Genomic DNA, 16,952 nt, shown 5'->3' on the forward strand with positions numbered 1-16,952 from the left:
GTATTACAATTAATATGAGGTGATAAAGTGAATACTAAGGAAAGTCATTATTTAAGAGAACTTATTAGAATTCTTGTTAGAAATCTTGGAATACTGGAAAAAAGTGAGGCCACATGCTGTGGAACAACAGTAGCCCAGTGTCATGCCATTGTAGAGATAGGCAGGGCAGCTGAAATATCGTTAAATGAGCTTGCGGAATTACTTTCTCTGGATAAGAGCACTATGAGCAGAACTATAAATAACCTAGTGCAATCAGATTTAGTGGTTAGAGAGCTTCATCCTGAAGATAGAAGGTATGTAACAATTAAGTTAACGGAAGAAGGCCTAAAGGTGTTTAAAAGCATTGAGAGTAGTATGGAGCAGTATTACAAAAGTATTTTTTCATCAATACCAGAAGAAAAAAGAGAACAGGTACTTGAGAGCCTACAATTGCTTATAGATGCAGCAAAAGAAGATAAATGTTGTTAATTAAGGGGGAAGGATTATGGAAAAAAATATTAAAAGTAAAGTTAAAGCTTATTATGGAGGTATAGCAAAACAAGTTAGTACTAAGTCTCAAAGTTCCTGTGGATGTGGAACTGCCTGCTGTGGAAATATTGACAACAACTCAAACATTTATACAAAAGAGTATTTAGAAGGTTTGCCAGAAGATGCTGTAAATGCTTCTTTAGGCTGTGCCAATCCAGTAGTTCTAGCACAGTTTAAGAAAGGGGAGACAGTACTTGATTTAGGAAGCGGCGGCGGAATTGATGTGTTTATATCATCAAAGTATGTAGGCGAAGAAGGTAAGGTTTATGGTCTTGACATGACCGATGAAATGCTTGATTTAGCAAATAGAAATAAAGAAAAGATAGGCGTTACCAATGTGGAATTTATCAAAGGATATATAGAAGATATTCCTCTTAACAATAAAACTATAGATGTTATAACTTCAAATTGTGTGATTAATCTATGTGAAGACAAAGAGAATGCTTTAAGAGAAGCTTATAGAGTTCTAAAAGCTGGAGGCAGACTTGCCATAGCAGATATAGTTCAATTAAAGAAAGTTCCTGAAGATATCAAGCGTAGTGCTGAAATGTGGGTAGGGTGCATTGCTGGAGCCTTAGATTTAAAGGTTTATGAGGATATACTGAAAAGGGTTGGATTTAAAGAGGTGGAAATTACTCCAGTGAATTTATACACAAAGGAAATTATTGAGGAAATAGCAAAACAAAAGGGTTTAGGAGATTTATATAGCCAAATTGATGCTGAATTACTTGACGGTGCTTATGCAGGAGCACATGTTAAGGCGTATAAGTAGGTGATGAAGATGAATTATATTACAAGAAAAGCAAAAATTGAAGATATATTATTTATAACTAATATCTATAACGAAGGCATTGAAGATAGGATTGCCACCTTAGAAACTAGGATAAGGGATATAGACGAAATGAAGGAGTGGTTTACTACAAGAGGTGAGAGGTATAAGGTTGTAGTAATTGAAGATAGCCAAGGTATAGTTAGGGGATGGGCCTCTATAAATGTTTTTAATTCAAGATGCTGCTACAGCGGAGTTGGCGACATTTCAGTCTATGTAGAAAGAACTATGAGAGGAAAGGGATTAGGAAAGAAGATATTAAATTATTTAATTGAAATAGCTAAGGAACAGGATTTTCATAAGTTAATCTTAAGTACCTTTGAATCTAATGAAATAGGTAAAAGATTATATAAGTCTACTGGCTTTAGAGAAGTCGGCACTTATATAAATCAAGGAATACTTGATGGAAAGTTTGTTAATATCACTATCATGGAGAAACTTTTATAGGTATAATAGAGGAGAAATAAAAATTGTTTTTACAATCAATCTAAGATAAGATAAGTATTTTACGGAGGATGATTTTTTATGAAACCAAAGGTAGCATTTATATGTGTTCATAATTCTTGCAGATCTCAAATGGCAGAGGCGCTTGGAAAGCTATTAGCTTCTGATGTTTTTGAAGCTTATTCAGCAGGAACAGAGTTAAGACCTCAAATAAATCAGGATGCAGTAAGAATAATAAAGGATTTATATAAGGTGGATATGAATGAAACACAAAGGTCTAAGTTACTTGATGATATACCAGAGGTAGATATAGTTGTAAAAATGGGCTGCAATGTAGTTTGTCCATTCCTTCCTTCAAAGCATGAGGAAGATTGGGGGCTAGAAGATCCATCTGGAAAAAATGATGAAGAATTTATTAAAACAGCAAAGGCTATTGAAGAGAAAGTAAAAGATTTAGCAAGAAGAATTAAAAATAATGAAATTAATTTATAGAATTGAACAAAAGCCTAGGAGATATTTAATAATATTTCCATAGGCTTTTTTGTTTTTTAATTTTTAGCTGTGTTTAAGAATAGTGTTGATAATATTAAATTTTTTAAAGGAAGTAATTTAAACCTTCCCTTAACTTACACTTTTGTAAAAAGACTTTAAGATAAAGTTGCTTGGAAGCATAATATCCCATTACTAAATCCTTTTAGAATATTTCCTTCATGTTTTATATAAACTGGGTTACATCCATAAACAGGATGAATATATTTTACTTCTATTTCATTAGTTTGAGTTGTGTCACAAAGTTCTTTTAGAATAAACATTCCTTGTACAACTGGATTTTCTATAAGATGAATGGAATTTGTATCTCCTGTTAGATGACTAAAATCTGCAATTTCTTCTTTTGAAAAATTACGCCATAAAGTACCAGTATCTTCAACAATCTCTGGTTCAACAGGCTCTTTAACCGTTACATTCATCATTAAATAAACCGTTAGTGTTTCTGCAATTTTATTATTAGCGTATCCACTACAGTTGATTACACAAAGCCTCCTATTACTTTTTACAATTTCACTTTTATAAGTTTCCTTATCTGACTGGGGTTGAAACCGCTGATATTTTATTTTAGCAATAAATGCACCATCATAAAAAAAATCTTCCTTTGTTGTAAATGCCCTAAATAAATCTATCATTCTTATTATTCTCCTATATAACTGTTATAATATATCACAAAAATTACAATTGTGTTCTTATTTAATTATACAGAATATCAATTATAATTCCAATACTTAACATTACTATATATAAATTGCCTCTCTAGTTTCAAATTTTGGACACTTCATCATGTCTACAATGAGAGCAGACTTTCTCCCTTGAAAATTTGTTTTCCTTTTTTAAATACTATTTTTTAAAATTGAAATTTAATTTATTAATGATGCAATTGTGCTATAATATAATGAAAATACAGATAATAAAAAATAGTAGGAACATTGAAAGGATATGAGAAAATGGGAAAAAGATTAAAAATTTCTGTTATTCAAGATTCGCCAGTGATATTTGACTTGGAAAAAACTATGGAGAAGACTATAAAACTCACAAGAGAAGCAGCTGCAAATGGATCAAAACTCATAGTCTTTCCTGAGAGCTTTATACCATGTTATCCAAGAGGACTTACTTTCGGTATGCTAATAGGAAGCAGAACCATGGAAGCAAGAGAAGACTATCAAAGATATTATGATAACTCAGTGGCAGTACCTGGTCCAGAGGTGGACAGGCTTGCAGAGCTTTCTAAGGAATTAGGTATCTATTTATCAATAGGAGTTACTGAGAAAAATGGCTATGGACTTGATGGTTCATTACATTGTTGTAATCTATTTTTTGGTCCTGAAGGGTATTTAGGAAGACATAGAAAATTAAAACCAACAGCCGCTGAAAGAGTTATATGGGGCGAAGATGATGGATCAACAATTACTGTAGTAGATACTCCTTATGGAAAAATGGGTTCATTAATATGCTGGGAAAATTATATGCCTCTTGCAAGAATGGCTATGTATATGAAGGGAGTAAATCTCTATATAGTACCAACTGCTGACCAAAGAGACGTATATCAAGCTACACTAAGACATATTGCCTTTGAAGGAAGATGCTTTGTAATCATGAGTAATCAATATGTTGAAAAATCTATGTATCCAACTGATTTAAAATATTATAAGGATCTTGAAAATCAGCCTGAGGTTATGTGCAGGGGAGGCAGCTGTATAATCGATCCTTATGGAGAATATGTAGCAGGTCCATTATTTGATGAAGCAGGTATTTTAACAGCTGAAATAGACTTAAATCAAATTATACAGTCCAAATTTGATTGGGATCCAGTTGGTCACTACAATCGACCAGAAATTTTAAAGTTTGAAATAAATGAAAATAAATAAATTGTTTTTAATATAAATTTAAGCGGCTAAGGTACCAAGTTCTATTGGTATATGGCCGCTTAATTATTTATATATCGTAAATTTACAATTATTAGACCATATAAGAATCCGACAGAACTGAACTCAAAATCATGTTAACTCAACTCTACAAATTGGAATTTGATTATAACATTTAAACTATAGACTAATAACAGATATTCTTGCATATTATTTCAAAATTATTTGTCTTATTTGCCTAGTTAAACTTCGTAGAATTTCAAAGAGCTCCACTTTTGTAGTTAGATAGTCTTTTCCAAAGGCTTTATTTGTTAATCCTTTTAGTATATCGTCTGAAATGATTTCATTCTCACTTATGTACTGCCCCAAACCATAATGAGCGAGGCAGTTACGGAAATTTCTATCACATAAATAGTCATCTATATAAAAATCAGTATTCTCTTGAGTGTTCACCTCTTTAATGAAATCACAAAGATAGTAATACTGTAAATATGCAAATTTAAATTTTTGAGGAATCTCATCTATAAAATAATTTTCAATAAACTCTATTGCATAATTAATACTGCAAAGTATAGAGAAAAGCAGAAAGCCAAAATCGTCACTCATCTTCAGTGGTGAATTTTTATAAAAATGATAATCTTTGTATTGAACAATGAGATTATCATTATATCTATATATCGGAAACTCCTTGCAACCCACAGAAGCTGCTAACTTTCCAGCAACTATGCTCATATCTCCTATCCATGCCCCCACGCCCTCATTCCCTAATAGGTTTATAGGAGTATACATTGAACACAAAATTGTATTACCACAAAACTTACCATTACACAAATCAGTACCTAAATTGTAATATCCAAATATCTTTTCACGTAATCTACGTATGCTATAAAAGTAATTTTCGCTTTCTGTAAACTTTTCAAAAAGCAGAGTAGCATAATCTTCATAACTTTTTTCAAAAAACTTGTGTCCCTGACATGGTCAAGCAAAATTGTAACACTTAGTTCGATTAATTTTACAAATACCTCTTTTCAAAGGGCGTAAGCCCACCTAATGAGCTATGTGGTCTTTTATGATGATAATATCTAAACACATAGTCATTAATCAATTCGGTTAGATGAGAACTATTTTTAATAGTGTAGTGATTTAAATGTTCATTCTTAAGTTTTCCATAAAAAGACTCCATAGGAGCATTGTCATAAGGACACCCTGCTTTACTCATAGATTGCTTAACATTATTAGTACTGCAAAAGTCTGTGAAAGCTTTAGAGGTATATTGAGAGCCTTGGTCACTATGTAGGATTAATTCTGAGGAGGGCTTATGCGTAGTAATTGCTTCCTTAAGAGTTTCTATAGCTAAATCTGAAGTTATATTTGTAGATATTTTACTTGCCATAATGCTTCTATCATGTAAATCTAATATGCAGCAGTTATATAACATCTTACCAGAAGAAGAACGAATATAAGTAAAATCAGTGCACCACTTTAGATTTTTTTGAGATGCTGTAAAGTCTCTATTCAATAAGTTTTCAAAGACCTTATGAGGAGTCCCCTTTACATAATTAGGCTTCTTTCTAAAGGCAACAGATTTAAGATTTAGTTCTTTCATATATTTGTGTACAGTTAATAGACTCAAGTTAGTTTTTTGTTTCTCTAACTGGAGTTTTATCATTCTGTATCCCATCTTCCCACTTTCACTATGGAAGATTTCTTTGATTTGATTCTGCACTAAATGCTTCCTTGCATAGAGGGGCTTTCGCCTTTGCTTTAAGTAGTTATAATAAGCATTAGGAGATATTCCAAAGCGTCTAAGAAGCCATCTCACACCAAATTTAGCCTGATTTAAATCAATGAATTTATATACTAACTGTCTATTTCCTTGGCGAAGAAGGCTGCCGCCTTTTTTAGAAATGCATTCTCCTTTTCAAGCTCAGCAGTAAGTTTCTTTAATCTCTTAAGCTCTTCATGTACACTGGGAGATATCATGTCTTTACATTCGATACAATCTTTCTCAAAAACTTTTATCCATCCATTAATGGTTGATTTAGCTATATTATATTCTTTTGAGACACTTGATAGAGTTCTTCCATCTTCTAGGATTAGTTTAGCTATCTTTTCCTTAAATTCTTTACTATATTTTTTATTTGCCATTTATAACACCACTTTCTTAAATCTTATTATACTAGATTCTGCGAAACCAGTGTTACAACTTTAGTATATCACGTCACCCTGTCTTAATTGCGTATAAAATACTTTCTCAGTTGGATTAAATCGAGGGGCATTTAATCCAACTTTTTTGCACCACTGCTCTGTACCTTCTGCAAAAAGTCCGATATAAGGTAGGCTCATACAAATATAATTGCTACTAATATTTTGAGCATTTTTTGAAATGTAAGTTAATGTATATAAAAACCTTGCGTCTGCTTGTATTAATTCATAAGCAGTTTTCTGTACTTTATTCAAATCATTTCTCCTTCAAGTTCTAATATAAACAAATTCCTATTTATTGAACTATTTTTCATCTTTCATAAGTCGCTTTAAATTACCAATATACAGCTATCGTAGTTTTATGATTAATAAGTAAAATCTTTGAATTGCGAACTAAAAGAATACCTCAAAATCCATCTCTGAATAATGCGGTGTCCTAGAAAACTATTGAATTTTATTAATTGTTGGTTAAATAAGAAAATTGTTCACCTAAATATACTCGTAATACTGAAATTTAACGAGCCTTATACCTATAATACTCTCCTATTGTAACTATATTTTCGCCTTTACATTTTTACATTCATAGGGTACTTCTTTTTAATAGATAGTCCTAATAATCAACGTGAAAAGCCAAAATTGTATTTTCATTTTTTAAGTATTCTCTTTAAATAGGCGATATCTAACAAATTCACTGTCTCAAAATTCCCTTTATAAAACACACACCAGTTATTGAAAACACAAGGCAATTCCTTTGCTTTTTGTAGCGTATCCACTTGAATTAAAGATACAGGAACGTCCTTCATTTCACAATACTGCTTTATCATCTCAATGTTTTGATAAACATAGGGGCATTGCATATCATAATAAATTGTTAGTTTTTTGCTTTCAATTTCTTGATTCTTAACATTTTGTGCGAACTTTGGCATTGTTCCGTCAAAAGAAAGTGCAAGCAATTCATAACCATTATTGGTATTATCAACAACCTCAAAGCCGAACTTCTTCGCAAATGATTGGTCTGAAAGCCAAGATTTTTGTTTCTTTGCTCCGAGCATACAAATGCCGGATTTACCCTTTTCTTTGGCATCAGCCAAACAATACTCCATCAGCAATTTCCCATACCCTTTTCCTTTGTGACTACCAGAAACCCATAAGCAATACACATAATAATAGTTGTCACCAATTATGGGAACCCAAGCAGTTTCAAGAGGAGCATATTCAATAAAAACCGTAGCTCTTGCATTTAACTTTCTAAAGACATGGCCTTCATTTAGTCGCTCTGAGAGCCATTGTCGCTTTGCGTCAATACCTTGATGTGGCTTTTTACTGCGTATAATACAGCATAAATGCTCATTAACAAGGTTTTCTGTTGTTAAGTTTACAAAATCAGTACACATATTTAAATTTTCCTCTCTTATAAATTCCTATTTATCTGTCAGTTTGAAAAATGACTAACTTGAATGGTAATACAATTATGCTTTGATTATAGAATAATTATAACATATATGGAATGCATTACCACAACGTTTTAGCAAAATTACATTTGAGAGGAATTTCTACTCATCGCAATATTCAGTTTTTAAAGAACGTTTTAATTAATCTATTTAATTCGCATTTTTTTCATAATCCCTAACTATCCTAGCCCTACGATAGTTAGGCAAAATTAGAAAAGTCCGAATCAAGTTACTCCAGGGAGTTTTTAAAGAATTGTAAAGTATTAAAACTAAAAACCTGCTGCCAAATTGTCGGTTGCAATAATCAAACATCTTCTATTTATTATTTTCTAATAATTTTTTAATTTGTTCACTTACAACCTCTGGATTAGACTGATGTATAGCGTGTCTTGCTCCATTAACAACTATTTGTTCGCTATCCTTTGACCACTCTTTCAATGCAACCTGACTGTCATTCCATTCTGTGTCACTTGGAGCAGATAATATTCTCAGTGGTAGATTACCTAAATGACCATTAGCTATTATAAGCTTTGCACTAGCTTTTCCCATTTTTCCTTCTTCTACAATATTTTTGTTAAACATTGTCTTTAGAAACATTCCAAAATATAATTGTTCTAGGTCATCAGGTAGAGATTTAAAATTTTTTGAATATAAATCAGTATGGTTTAGTATCAACCTTGCTATGCCCACAGACTTTAGGAATTTATATTTAGCTACGGTTCCACTTGAAATTTCTGAACCATTTTTTGCATAATACTCTGGATTAACACCATCTATCAGCATCACCCCAGATACTTCGTTTTTATATGTCTGTGCGAATCTTATTGCCTGTAATGATGCGTATGAGTGACCAACTAGTATATACGGCGGTTTTTGTCCTGACTTTTCAAGGGCGGTGTGCATTTCCTTTACAATTGTATCTATGTCTCTTGGCTCATCTGTAACTTCACTCCAGCCATGTCCCGGCCTATCATATGTAACGATTTTAGCATATTTTAATATTTCATTATAAATAGGATAAAAATCTGAATATGCACTTGGAGTATTAAGTCCTGAGCCAAAAACCACAGTAATCTTTCCTTCTCCTTTGCTGTAAACATTTATTTTATGATTATTTACATCAACCATTTTTCCCACTGGAGGGTAGTGGTTAACATCAGTATATTCACCAATTTTTTCGTATGAAAAACCAATTAATAAAATAATAACTGTGCAAATTAAAGCCCTAAATACGTACTTTCTAAATCGTTTTACACCTATTAGTTTGATTTTTCTTTTATCTTTTTTTGTTTCTAAATTCATTTATAAACTCCCCCTAAAATATAACTATTCATAAGTTGATATTATAAGTATTACGCAATATCTCATTACTTTGACTTTTATAGTGGAAATTATATCATAATTTGTATGTAAAATACAGCCGTGTTTCCAATGAGGTTGAAACAGTTCCATCTTTTAGCATAATAGTATTCAATTCTCAAAAAACATTATTCGTATTTTTAATTTCAATAGTTACGCCGCATTATAAGAAGAATGTGAATTACTCTTACCATATGATTACTACTATTTATTCGCACAAATAGTAGCAATTTGAAGTATGGACATATGTAAATTTTTTATGGTATAATCTTGTAAAGACTATGAAGAGAAAAGTAGATAAATATATGAATTTACAGAGAGCTCTGCAAGGTGAGAATGAGCAAGGATTTTTTATTGAAAAAGGTCTCAGAGTTGCACACCGAGCTTGGTTTCAGGGGTAGGCTGTGACGGTATAACCCGTTATAAGTTATAGAGTATATAGTTAACTACGTACTTGAAAAGGTCTATATGGTGACATATGGATAAACTGAGGTGGTACCACGAAGATATAACTTTCGTCCTCAAGATTAAGATCTTGGAGGTGAAGGTTTTTTTATTTGTCCAAAAATTTATTAAATGGTAAATAAATAATTAAAGGTGGTATAGCTAAAATGTACAGGAAATTTGAAAGTGTAGAAAACTTAGAAAATATAATGCCAGATTCAAATGAATTTGTAGTGGAAAGAATTAAAAAATTAAATAAGCTTTATGAATTGGGAATTAACCCATATCCTTATAGTTACAAAGACATAACCCATACTAAGGACGTTTATGATAACTTTGAGAATATAAAAGAAGAACAAGAATTCATATTGGCAGGAAGAATCATGCTGATAAGAAGGATGGGAAACGCTACATTTGCTAATATTATAGATGAAAAAGGAAGTATACAAATATTCTTAAGTAAGAACCTAATAGGCGCTGAAAGTTATAAAATCTTAAAATTAATTGATATTGGAGATATTATTGGAATTGAAGGAACTGTATTTAAGACTCAAACAGGTGAGATTACCATTAAAGCAAGAAAATTTGAAGTACTATCAAAATCTATTAGAACACTTCCAGAAAAATATCACGGTATTCAAGATGCTGACTTAAGGCAAAGACATCGTTCATTAGATATGATAATGAATACGGATGTTAAAGAAAGATTTATCAAGCGTTCAAGAGCAATAACAGCAATTAGGGAATACTTAAATAATTTAAATTTTATCGAAGCAGATACCCCTGTCCTAGATACCAAATACGGTGGAGGAGAAGCGAAGCCATTTACAACCTTTGTTAACGCATTAGATTGTGATGTATATATGAATGTTTCTCCAGAATTATATTTGAAAAGACTTATAGTTGGAGGAATCGAAAGAGTTTATACCTTTGCAAGAGCTTTTAGAAATGAAGGAATTGACAGAACACATTACCCAGAATTCAGCTTATTTGAATGTTATATGTCTTATGCTGATTATAATGATATGATGGAACTTATGGAAAATATGTATGAATATGTATTCGCTAAGGTTAACGGCACAACAAAGATTCAGTATGGAGATGTAGAAATTGATTTTAAAGCTCCATGGAAGAGAGAAAAGATGTGTGACCTTGTAAAAAAGGATACAGGAATTGATGTTAATACGCTTACCAGGGAAGAAATTATTAAGTACATTAAGGATAATGAGCTCTTAGTAGAAAGCCAAAGTGAAGGATTAGTTATTGATGAATGCTCTAAGGGCGAACTAATAGTTAATTTATTTGAAGAGTATTCTGAAAAGAAGCTAATTCAACCAACTTTTGTTATAGATTTTCCAAAGGAATCTTCTCCACTTTGTAAAAGTCATAGGGATAACCCAGATTTAATTGAAAGATTTGAACCTTATGCTTATGGTGTTGAACTTGGGAACGCTTATTCAGAACTCAATGACCCATTGAAGCAAAGAATTCTTTTGTATGAACAAGCGTCAAAACTAAGAGCGGGACTTGAAACAGCTAGTCCAATGGATGAAGAATTCGCTGTTGCTATCGATACTGCAATGCCACCTACTGGAGGATTAGGAATAGGTATTGATAGAATGATAATGTTCCTTACTGGCTCTTATAGCATAAAAGATGTTATAGCATTTCCTCTAATTAAAAGATAATAATATATACATATAAGAAAAAGGATTCATATCCGCTATAAAAAGTGTTGATATGAGTCCTTTTATTTTAGTTATATAGTAACCTCTCATAATTTCATACATAAAATAGCTCATATAGAGGGTGATATATATTGATACTATTTTTGTATGAATAAATCTGAATTACATTGACGTTATATTGATAATGGTATATATTATATATAGATGATTATCTATATGGAGGTGATTAAGTGGCCTTAAACTATGATGAAAATGCGAAAATTATTAAAGCTCTTGCAGATGCTAATAGATTAAAGATAATTGATATTTTATCCTGTGGGGAGAGATGTGCTTGTGACATTCTAGATCATTTTGACTTCACACAGCCTACTCTTTCACATCATATGAAGGTGCTGGCAGAGTGCGGTATAGTTAACACCAGAAAGGAAGGGCAGTGGAGTTACTACTCCCTAAATACTTCTAACTGTAATAAATTAATGTTATTTCTTATGAATCTTGTAACAGATACAGATGATTGCATTTGTAAAAGCAAACCAAATTGTAACTGTAAATAAAATCAAGGACTACATGGATTACATGTAGTTTCTATATAAAATAAGTATAATCAATCGGTGGATAGAGATATGCACCAGATGTATTAAGGAGATGGGTATTATGAAAAAAATGATTATTTTTGATCCAGCAATGTGTTGTCCAACAGGAGTTTGCGGTCCTAGCGTTGATCCAGAATTATTAAGAGTGTCTACTGTGTTAAATAACCTAAAAAGCAAAGGGGTTATCGTTGAAAGATTCAATCTAACTAGCAGTCCTCAAGCCTTTGTAGACAACAAGGTTATCAATGAATTGCTTAATACGGAAGGTGTAGATATACTGCCAGTAGTCCTTGTTGATGGCGAAGTTGTTAAAACTAAAGCATATCCAACTAATGAAGAGTTTTGTACTATGTTAGATATTCCAGAAAGTTATCTTAAGGCTGAAGCCAAGATAGGTAAGATAATTGACTTAAATAAAGGAAAATCTAAGGACTGTGGCTGCAAAGGTGGTTGCTGCTAAAAGAGAGGGGAAATACTTTTGAATAAAAAATTTAATCTTAATGAGATACAGTTAACTAAATATTTATTCTTTACTGGAAAAGGTGGAGTTGGTAAAACTTCAACGGCCTGTGCTACTGCTATCACCTTAGCAGATCAGGGGAAAAGAATAATGTTAGTAAGCACAGATCCAGCTTCAAATTTGCAAGATGTCTTTAATACAGAACTGAATAATAAAGGAGTTCAAATAAAAGATGTACCAAATCTTGTAGTTGCAAATTTTAATCCAGAAGAAGCAGCTAGTGAATATAGAGAAAGCGTAGTGGGACCTTTTAGAGGGAAGCTTCCAGAGGCAGCTATTAAAAATATGGAGGAACAGCTTTCAGGGTCCTGTACCGTTGAAATAGCTGCTTTTAATGAGTTTTCTAACTTTATAACAGATGATAAGGTTCAAAAAGACTTTGATTATATAATTTTTGATACAGCACCAACAGGTCATACCTTAAGGATGTTACAATTGCCTTCTGCTTGGAGTAATTTCATTAGTGAGAATACTCATGGCGCATCCTGTCTTGGACAATTAGCGGGCCTTGAGAGTAAAAAAGAAGTTTATAAAAATGCTGTGAAGACTTTGGCAGACAAGAATATGACAACCCTTATTTTAGTTTCTAGACCAGAGGATTCCCCTCTTAAAGAAGCAGAGAGAGCCTCTAAGGAACTGCAGGACATCGGAGTAAATAATCAAATTCTTGTCATTAATGGTGTATTACAAAATCATAATGATGAGCTATCAACTGCTTTATATGAAAAACAACAGAAGGCACTTAAAGAAATGCCTCAGTATTTAAAGAATATGGAAATCTTTGAAATACCACTAAGACCTTATAATATAACTGGTCTTGAAAATTTAAGAGCTTTTTTAAAGGAAGACAATGTAAAGCATAGTAGTAAAAAACTAAATGTAAGTAAAATACCTAAATTAGAGACAGTAATTGAGGATTTATATAATAGCAATAAGAAAGTCATTTTCACTATGGGCAAAGGTGGAGTAGGAAAAACTACTATAGCTGCCACTATTGCATTAGGTCTAGCAAGAAAGGGCAAAAAAGTTCATCTGACAACTACTGATCCAGCAGCTCATTTAAAATTTGTGTTAGATGAAAACTTTGGTATTACTCTAAGTCATATTGATGAAAAAGAAGAATTAGCAAAATATCAGGAAGAAGTACTAAGTAAAGCAAGGGAGACAATGGGAGAAGAAGATTTAGCTTATATAGAAGAAGATTTAAGATCACCCTGTACCCAAGAAATTGCCGTATTTAGAGCTTTTGCAGAGATAGTAGAGAGATCGGAGAATGAAGTAGTTGTTATAGATACTGCACCTACAGGTCATACTCTATTACTTTTAGATTCAACCCAAAGCTATAACAGGGAGATACAGCGTTCTCAAGGAGATATACCAGAATCAGTTAGGAATTTGCTGCCTAAACTAAGAAAAAAAGAGCATACAGATGCTGTCATTGTAACTCTTGCAGAAACAACACCAGTTTATGAAGCAATGAGATTACAGGAAGATTTAAAGAGAGCTGGTATCCATAGTAAATGGTGGGTAATCAATTCTAGTATGTATGCTGCTAACACAACTAATGAAATATTAAAAGCTAAAGCTAGCAACGAAATTCAATGGATTAATAAGGTAGATGAAATTTCTAAAGGAAATTTTGCAGTTATTGAATGGAAAGCAGAAGAAGTAAAAGGGGAAAGATTATTAGATCTTATCAATTAAATAATAAATTCACTGTAAAGTTTACTTAAAAAAGCTTTTCAGTGAACTTTTATTAAAATTAAGTATTCAGGGGGAGTATTATGAGTAGTCAATCTTCAAGGTTATCATGGCTTGACCGTTATCTCACATTATGGATTTTTATTGCCATGGGATTAGGAGTATTTTTAGGATGGGCAGTACCTAGTTTATCAGAAGCATTATCAAGGTTATCTGTAGGTACTACATCTATTCCAATTGCTATAGGTCTTATTGTGATGATGTATCCACCACTTGCCAAGGTAAATTACAAGGAAATAGGAAAGGTATTTAGAAATCCTAGAGTTTTAGTTTTATCTCTAATACAAAATTGGGTAATAGGACCGGTATTGATGTTTACTCTTGCAGTGATATTTTTGAGAAACACCCCTCACTTTATGGTAGGACTTATACTTATTGGACTAGCAAGATGTATTGCTATGGTAATTGTATGGAATAGTCTTGCTGATGGAGACAACGAGTATGCAGCAGCCCTTGTTGCCTTTAACTCCATATTCCAAGTTGTGTTTTTCTCAGTATTTGCATATTTATTTATAACAGTACTTCCAAAGCTCATAGGGCTAGAAGGTATGGCTGTGCATATTTCTATGGGAGAGGTAGCATCATCAGTAGCTATTTACTTAGGAATACCATTTGTTGGCGGTATGCTTACAAGATTATTGTTAGAACCTAAGATGGGAACAGAATGGTATACTAAAAAGTTTATACCTAAGATTAGTCCACTAGCACTAATTGCTTTATTATTCACTATTGTTATTATGTTCATGTTTAAAGGCAAGTATATAATTGAACTTCCAATGGATGTTGTAAAAATAGCAATACCTTTAGTTATATACTTTATAATAATGTTCTCTGTTTCTTTCTTTATAAGTCATAAGTCAGGAATAGACTATCATAGAACTGTAACTCTTGCCTTCACTGCAGCTAGCAATAACTTTGAGCTTGCCATAGCTGTAGCTGTTGCAGTGTTTGGAATTGAGTCAAAGGAGGCATTTACTGCGGTTATAGGCCCGCTTATTGAAGTGCCTGTAATGATAGCACTTGTTAATGTAGCCTTGAGATGGGGCAGGAAATATTTTAACTACAAGAAAACCGTAGAGAATTAATTTTAAAAAAGCCAGAGTAATCTGGCTTTTTAAAATTAACTAGGTTTGAAATAAATTAGCCTCATATGAAAATTATCAATAACTAGATATTATTTTGAGATATCAAAACCTAAACTAGTTAACATTTCTTTATCCTGTATAGTATTATTGCCTACAGTGGTTAGCATATCTCCAGTGATTGTAGCATTAGCACCACATAAGAATATCTTTGCACCACCTTCTTCAAAATAGTTTCTACCTGCTGCCATACGAATATATGCAGTTGGATTAATATAACGAAATATAGCAACTGTTCTTAAAATATCCTCCTGAGAAAGAGGTTCTAAATCTTCATAGTATGTCCCTTTAATAGGCATAAGTGCATTGATAGGAATAGACTCTACTTGTAATTCGGACAGGCTTATAGCCATATCAATACGGTCATCCCAAGTTTCTTCCATACCAATGATACCGCCAGAACAAACTTTAAGACCTGCCTTTTTTGCCAGTTTAAGTTGATGAATTTTATCTTCATATGTATGAGTAGTACAGACATTAGGAAAGTTCCGTCTGGAGGTTTCTATATTGGCATGATACATTGACACGCCAGCCTCTTTTAAATGAATAAACTGCCCCTCTGTTAAAAGACCGTGAGAAGCACAGAGATTGACACTGCATTCTTCATGAATTTTTTTATATGTCTCTATAGCTTTATCAAAATCTTTACCTATTAAGGTTCTGCCAGCGGTGACAATAGAGTATCGGTGCACGCCCTTTGCTTCGTTTCTTTTGCAATCCTCTAAAATTATCTCTGTATCTAAAAAATCATATTCTTTAATTCTAGTATGATGATGAGAAGATTGTGCACAGAATTTACAGTTTTCACTACAGCGGCCGCTGCGTCCATTAATGATAGTACAAAGGTCAACCTTATTGCCGCATAATTCCTGACGAATCATATTAGCACCTTGAAATAGTTCATTAGAATCTGCAGTTAAAAAAAAACTGAAATCTTCTCCTCTTTTTAAAACTCTGCCATGAATAATTTCTTTTGCTAAGTCTTTCATATTAAAATCCCCCATATAAATATTTAAATATAAGTAAAACATCTTAGTATTAACTGAAGCTGCATGGATGTCCCATATTTATCCGATGACTACCCGCTCTAATACTCCCACTTCTCCAAGTGGGAGTAAAGAGCAGCTACGTCCCTGGATAACGATTTCTAAGCATCAGAGGGAGTTAAAACTCCCTCTGATGCCAAGAACTCTGTTTAGTATGAATTATTAGGATATATTGAAGTATATATGAGTAGAAAAGAATTGTCAACCTACAATTTGAATGTGGTTAACAATAATGTTTTTTCACCAAAGAAGTTTTACTAAGTTTATAATGGATAAATTTAAAAAATAAGATTATACACTAGAACTCGACACAATCTACAACGGCAGGTTATATGTACAAAAATGTGGTAAAATGGTATAATATATAAAATTTATCCGATGACTGCCCGCTCTAATACTCCCTCGCAGGGTGTGAAAGTGATTCACACAAAATCAAAGATTTTGGCTCTCTACTTTTCTCTAAGATTACGTTCTGAGCGGCTACGTCCCTGGATTCGTTCAACTGAGAATCAGATGAAATTGAAACTC

Annotated in this window: 18 protein-coding genes and 1 other annotated feature; of the genes, 10 read left to right on the top strand and 8 right to left on the bottom strand. The window is 32.6% G+C overall.

All coding sequences use genetic code 11. The features are described from left to right. Positions 1-27: 27 nt before the first annotated feature. The 4 genes from N4T77_RS01025 (at position 28) to N4T77_RS01040 (ending at position 2,293) form a co-directional block, all read left to right on the top strand. A complete protein-coding gene (locus N4T77_RS01025; RefSeq protein WP_261669850.1) occupies positions 28-468 on the top strand; it encodes a MarR family winged helix-turn-helix transcriptional regulator in 441 nt (146 codons plus the stop codon). A 16-nt stretch (positions 469-484) separates the two neighbouring features. Beyond that, on the top strand, positions 485-1,300 hold the full coding sequence (arsM, locus tag N4T77_RS01030) for an arsenite methyltransferase (protein ID WP_261669851.1): 816 nt from the start codon (positions 485-487) through the stop codon (positions 1,298-1,300). 9 nt (positions 1,301-1,309) lie between these two features. Continuing rightward, the gene (locus N4T77_RS01035; protein ID WP_261669852.1) at positions 1,310-1,804 is read left to right on the top strand and encodes an arsinothricin resistance N-acetyltransferase ArsN1 family A; all 495 of its coding nucleotides are present in this window, start codon (positions 1,310-1,312) and stop codon (positions 1,802-1,804) included. Between the two features lie 78 nt (positions 1,805-1,882). Continuing rightward, positions 1,883-2,293, top strand: coding sequence for an arsenate reductase ArsC (locus N4T77_RS01040; RefSeq protein ID WP_261669853.1), 411 nt, complete (start codon positions 1,883-1,885; stop codon positions 2,291-2,293). 155 nt (positions 2,294-2,448) lie between these two features. Here N4T77_RS01040 and N4T77_RS01045 read toward each other — a convergent pair whose 3' ends face one another. Further along, a complete protein-coding gene (locus tag N4T77_RS01045) occupies positions 2,449-2,982 on the bottom strand; it encodes a MaoC family dehydratase (protein ID WP_261669854.1) in 534 nt (177 codons plus the stop codon). Between the two features lie 315 nt (positions 2,983-3,297). Between N4T77_RS01045 and N4T77_RS01050 the strand changes: the two genes are divergently transcribed. Next, positions 3,298-4,218, top strand: a complete 921-nt coding sequence (locus N4T77_RS01050) for a carbon-nitrogen hydrolase family protein (protein WP_261669855.1) — start codon at positions 3,298-3,300, stop codon at positions 4,216-4,218. A gap of 207 nt (positions 4,219-4,425) precedes the next feature. Here N4T77_RS01050 and N4T77_RS01055 read toward each other — a convergent pair whose 3' ends face one another. The 6 genes from N4T77_RS01055 to N4T77_RS01080 form a co-directional block, all read right to left on the bottom strand. Continuing rightward, positions 4,426-5,004, bottom strand: coding sequence for a hypothetical protein (locus N4T77_RS01055; protein WP_261669856.1), 579 nt, complete (start codon positions 5,002-5,004; stop codon positions 4,426-4,428). 223 nt (positions 5,005-5,227) lie between these two features. Beyond that, positions 5,228-6,124: an IS3 family transposase gene (locus tag N4T77_RS01060; protein WP_315903152.1), complete on the bottom strand. Its 897-nt coding sequence runs from the start codon at positions 6,122-6,124 to the stop codon at positions 5,228-5,230. Further along, positions 6,076-6,363, bottom strand: coding sequence for a transposase (locus N4T77_RS01065; RefSeq protein WP_261669857.1), 288 nt, complete (start codon positions 6,361-6,363; stop codon positions 6,076-6,078). Before N4T77_RS01065 ends, N4T77_RS01060 begins: the two co-directional genes overlap by 49 nt. A 60-nt stretch (positions 6,364-6,423) precedes the next feature. Next, positions 6,424-6,675, bottom strand: a complete 252-nt coding sequence (locus tag N4T77_RS01070) for a hypothetical protein (protein WP_261669858.1) — start codon at positions 6,673-6,675, stop codon at positions 6,424-6,426. A gap of 389 nt (positions 6,676-7,064) precedes the next feature. After that, a complete protein-coding gene (locus tag N4T77_RS01075; RefSeq protein WP_261669859.1) occupies positions 7,065-7,814 on the bottom strand; it encodes an N-acetyltransferase in 750 nt (249 codons plus the stop codon). A 372-nt stretch (positions 7,815-8,186) separates the two neighbouring features. Further along, positions 8,187-9,173 (bottom strand): alpha/beta fold hydrolase, encoded by a 987-nt coding sequence (locus N4T77_RS01080; RefSeq protein ID WP_261669860.1) that lies wholly within the window; start codon positions 9,171-9,173, stop codon positions 8,187-8,189. Positions 9,174-9,502: 329 nt separating this feature from the next. Then, positions 9,503-9,756, top strand: a binding site (T-box leader). Between the two features lie 85 nt (positions 9,757-9,841). Between N4T77_RS01080 and lysS the strand changes: the two genes are divergently transcribed. From lysS to arsB, 5 genes are all read left to right on the top strand, one after another. After that, a complete protein-coding gene (gene lysS, locus N4T77_RS01085; RefSeq protein ID WP_261669861.1) occupies positions 9,842-11,362 on the top strand; it encodes a lysine--tRNA ligase in 1,521 nt (506 codons plus the stop codon). 230 nt (positions 11,363-11,592) lie between these two features. After that, positions 11,593-11,916 carry a metalloregulator ArsR/SmtB family transcription factor gene (locus N4T77_RS01090; RefSeq protein ID WP_261669862.1) on the top strand — a complete coding sequence of 108 codons (324 nt, stop codon included), beginning with the start codon at positions 11,593-11,595 and terminating at the stop codon, positions 11,914-11,916. A 100-nt stretch (positions 11,917-12,016) separates the two neighbouring features. Further along, complete coding sequence (arsD, locus tag N4T77_RS01095) at positions 12,017-12,415, top strand: arsenite efflux transporter metallochaperone ArsD (protein WP_261669863.1); 399 nt, start codon at positions 12,017-12,019, stop codon at positions 12,413-12,415. 18 nt (positions 12,416-12,433) lie between these two features. Continuing rightward, positions 12,434-14,179, top strand: coding sequence for an arsenical pump-driving ATPase (arsA, locus tag N4T77_RS01100; protein WP_261669864.1), 1,746 nt, complete (start codon positions 12,434-12,436; stop codon positions 14,177-14,179). A gap of 80 nt (positions 14,180-14,259) precedes the next feature. Next, positions 14,260-15,321: an ACR3 family arsenite efflux transporter gene (gene arsB, locus N4T77_RS01105; protein ID WP_261669865.1), complete on the top strand. Its 1,062-nt coding sequence runs from the start codon at positions 14,260-14,262 to the stop codon at positions 15,319-15,321. An 89-nt stretch (positions 15,322-15,410) separates the two neighbouring features. Here the strand turns inward: arsB and bioB are convergent, their stop codons facing one another. Then, positions 15,411-16,367 carry a biotin synthase BioB gene (gene bioB / locus N4T77_RS01110; RefSeq protein WP_261669866.1) on the bottom strand — a complete coding sequence of 319 codons (957 nt, stop codon included), beginning with the start codon at positions 16,365-16,367 and terminating at the stop codon, positions 15,411-15,413. Positions 16,368-16,952 lie beyond the last annotated feature (585 nt).

It is taken from the genome of Clostridium sp. CX1, assembly GCF_025398335.1.
Classification (GTDB): domain Bacteria; phylum Bacillota; class Clostridia; order Clostridiales; family Clostridiaceae; genus Clostridium_AM; species Clostridium_AM tanneri.

Coding starts and splice junctions, on each gene's coding strand:
- arsM (WP_261669851.1), top strand. CDS start 485: ATGGAAAAAAATATTAAAAGTAAAGTTAAAGCTTATTATGGAGGTATA.
- N4T77_RS01035 (WP_261669852.1), top strand. CDS start 1,310: ATGAATTATATTACAAGAAAAGCAAAAATTGAAGATATATTATTTATA.
- N4T77_RS01040 (WP_261669853.1), top strand. CDS start 1,883: ATGAAACCAAAGGTAGCATTTATATGTGTTCATAATTCTTGCAGATCT.
- N4T77_RS01045 (WP_261669854.1), bottom strand. CDS start 2,982: ATGATAGATTTATTTAGGGCATTTACAACAAAGGAAGATTTTTTTTAT.
- N4T77_RS01050 (WP_261669855.1), top strand. CDS start 3,298: ATGGGAAAAAGATTAAAAATTTCTGTTATTCAAGATTCGCCAGTGATA.
- N4T77_RS01055 (WP_261669856.1), bottom strand. CDS start 5,004: ATGTATACTCCTATAAACCTATTAGGGAATGAGGGCGTGGGGGCATGG.
- N4T77_RS01065 (WP_261669857.1), bottom strand. CDS start 6,363: ATGGCAAATAAAAAATATAGTAAAGAATTTAAGGAAAAGATAGCTAAA.
- N4T77_RS01075 (WP_261669859.1), bottom strand. CDS start 7,814: ATGTGTACTGATTTTGTAAACTTAACAACAGAAAACCTTGTTAATGAG.
- N4T77_RS01080 (WP_261669860.1), bottom strand. CDS start 9,173: ATGAATTTAGAAACAAAAAAAGATAAAAGAAAAATCAAACTAATAGGT.
- lysS (WP_261669861.1), top strand. CDS start 9,842: ATGTACAGGAAATTTGAAAGTGTAGAAAACTTAGAAAATATAATGCCA.
- arsD (WP_261669863.1), top strand. CDS start 12,017: ATGAAAAAAATGATTATTTTTGATCCAGCAATGTGTTGTCCAACAGGA.
- arsB (WP_261669865.1), top strand. CDS start 14,260: ATGAGTAGTCAATCTTCAAGGTTATCATGGCTTGACCGTTATCTCACA.
- bioB (WP_261669866.1), bottom strand. CDS start 16,367: ATGAAAGACTTAGCAAAAGAAATTATTCATGGCAGAGTTTTAAAAAGA.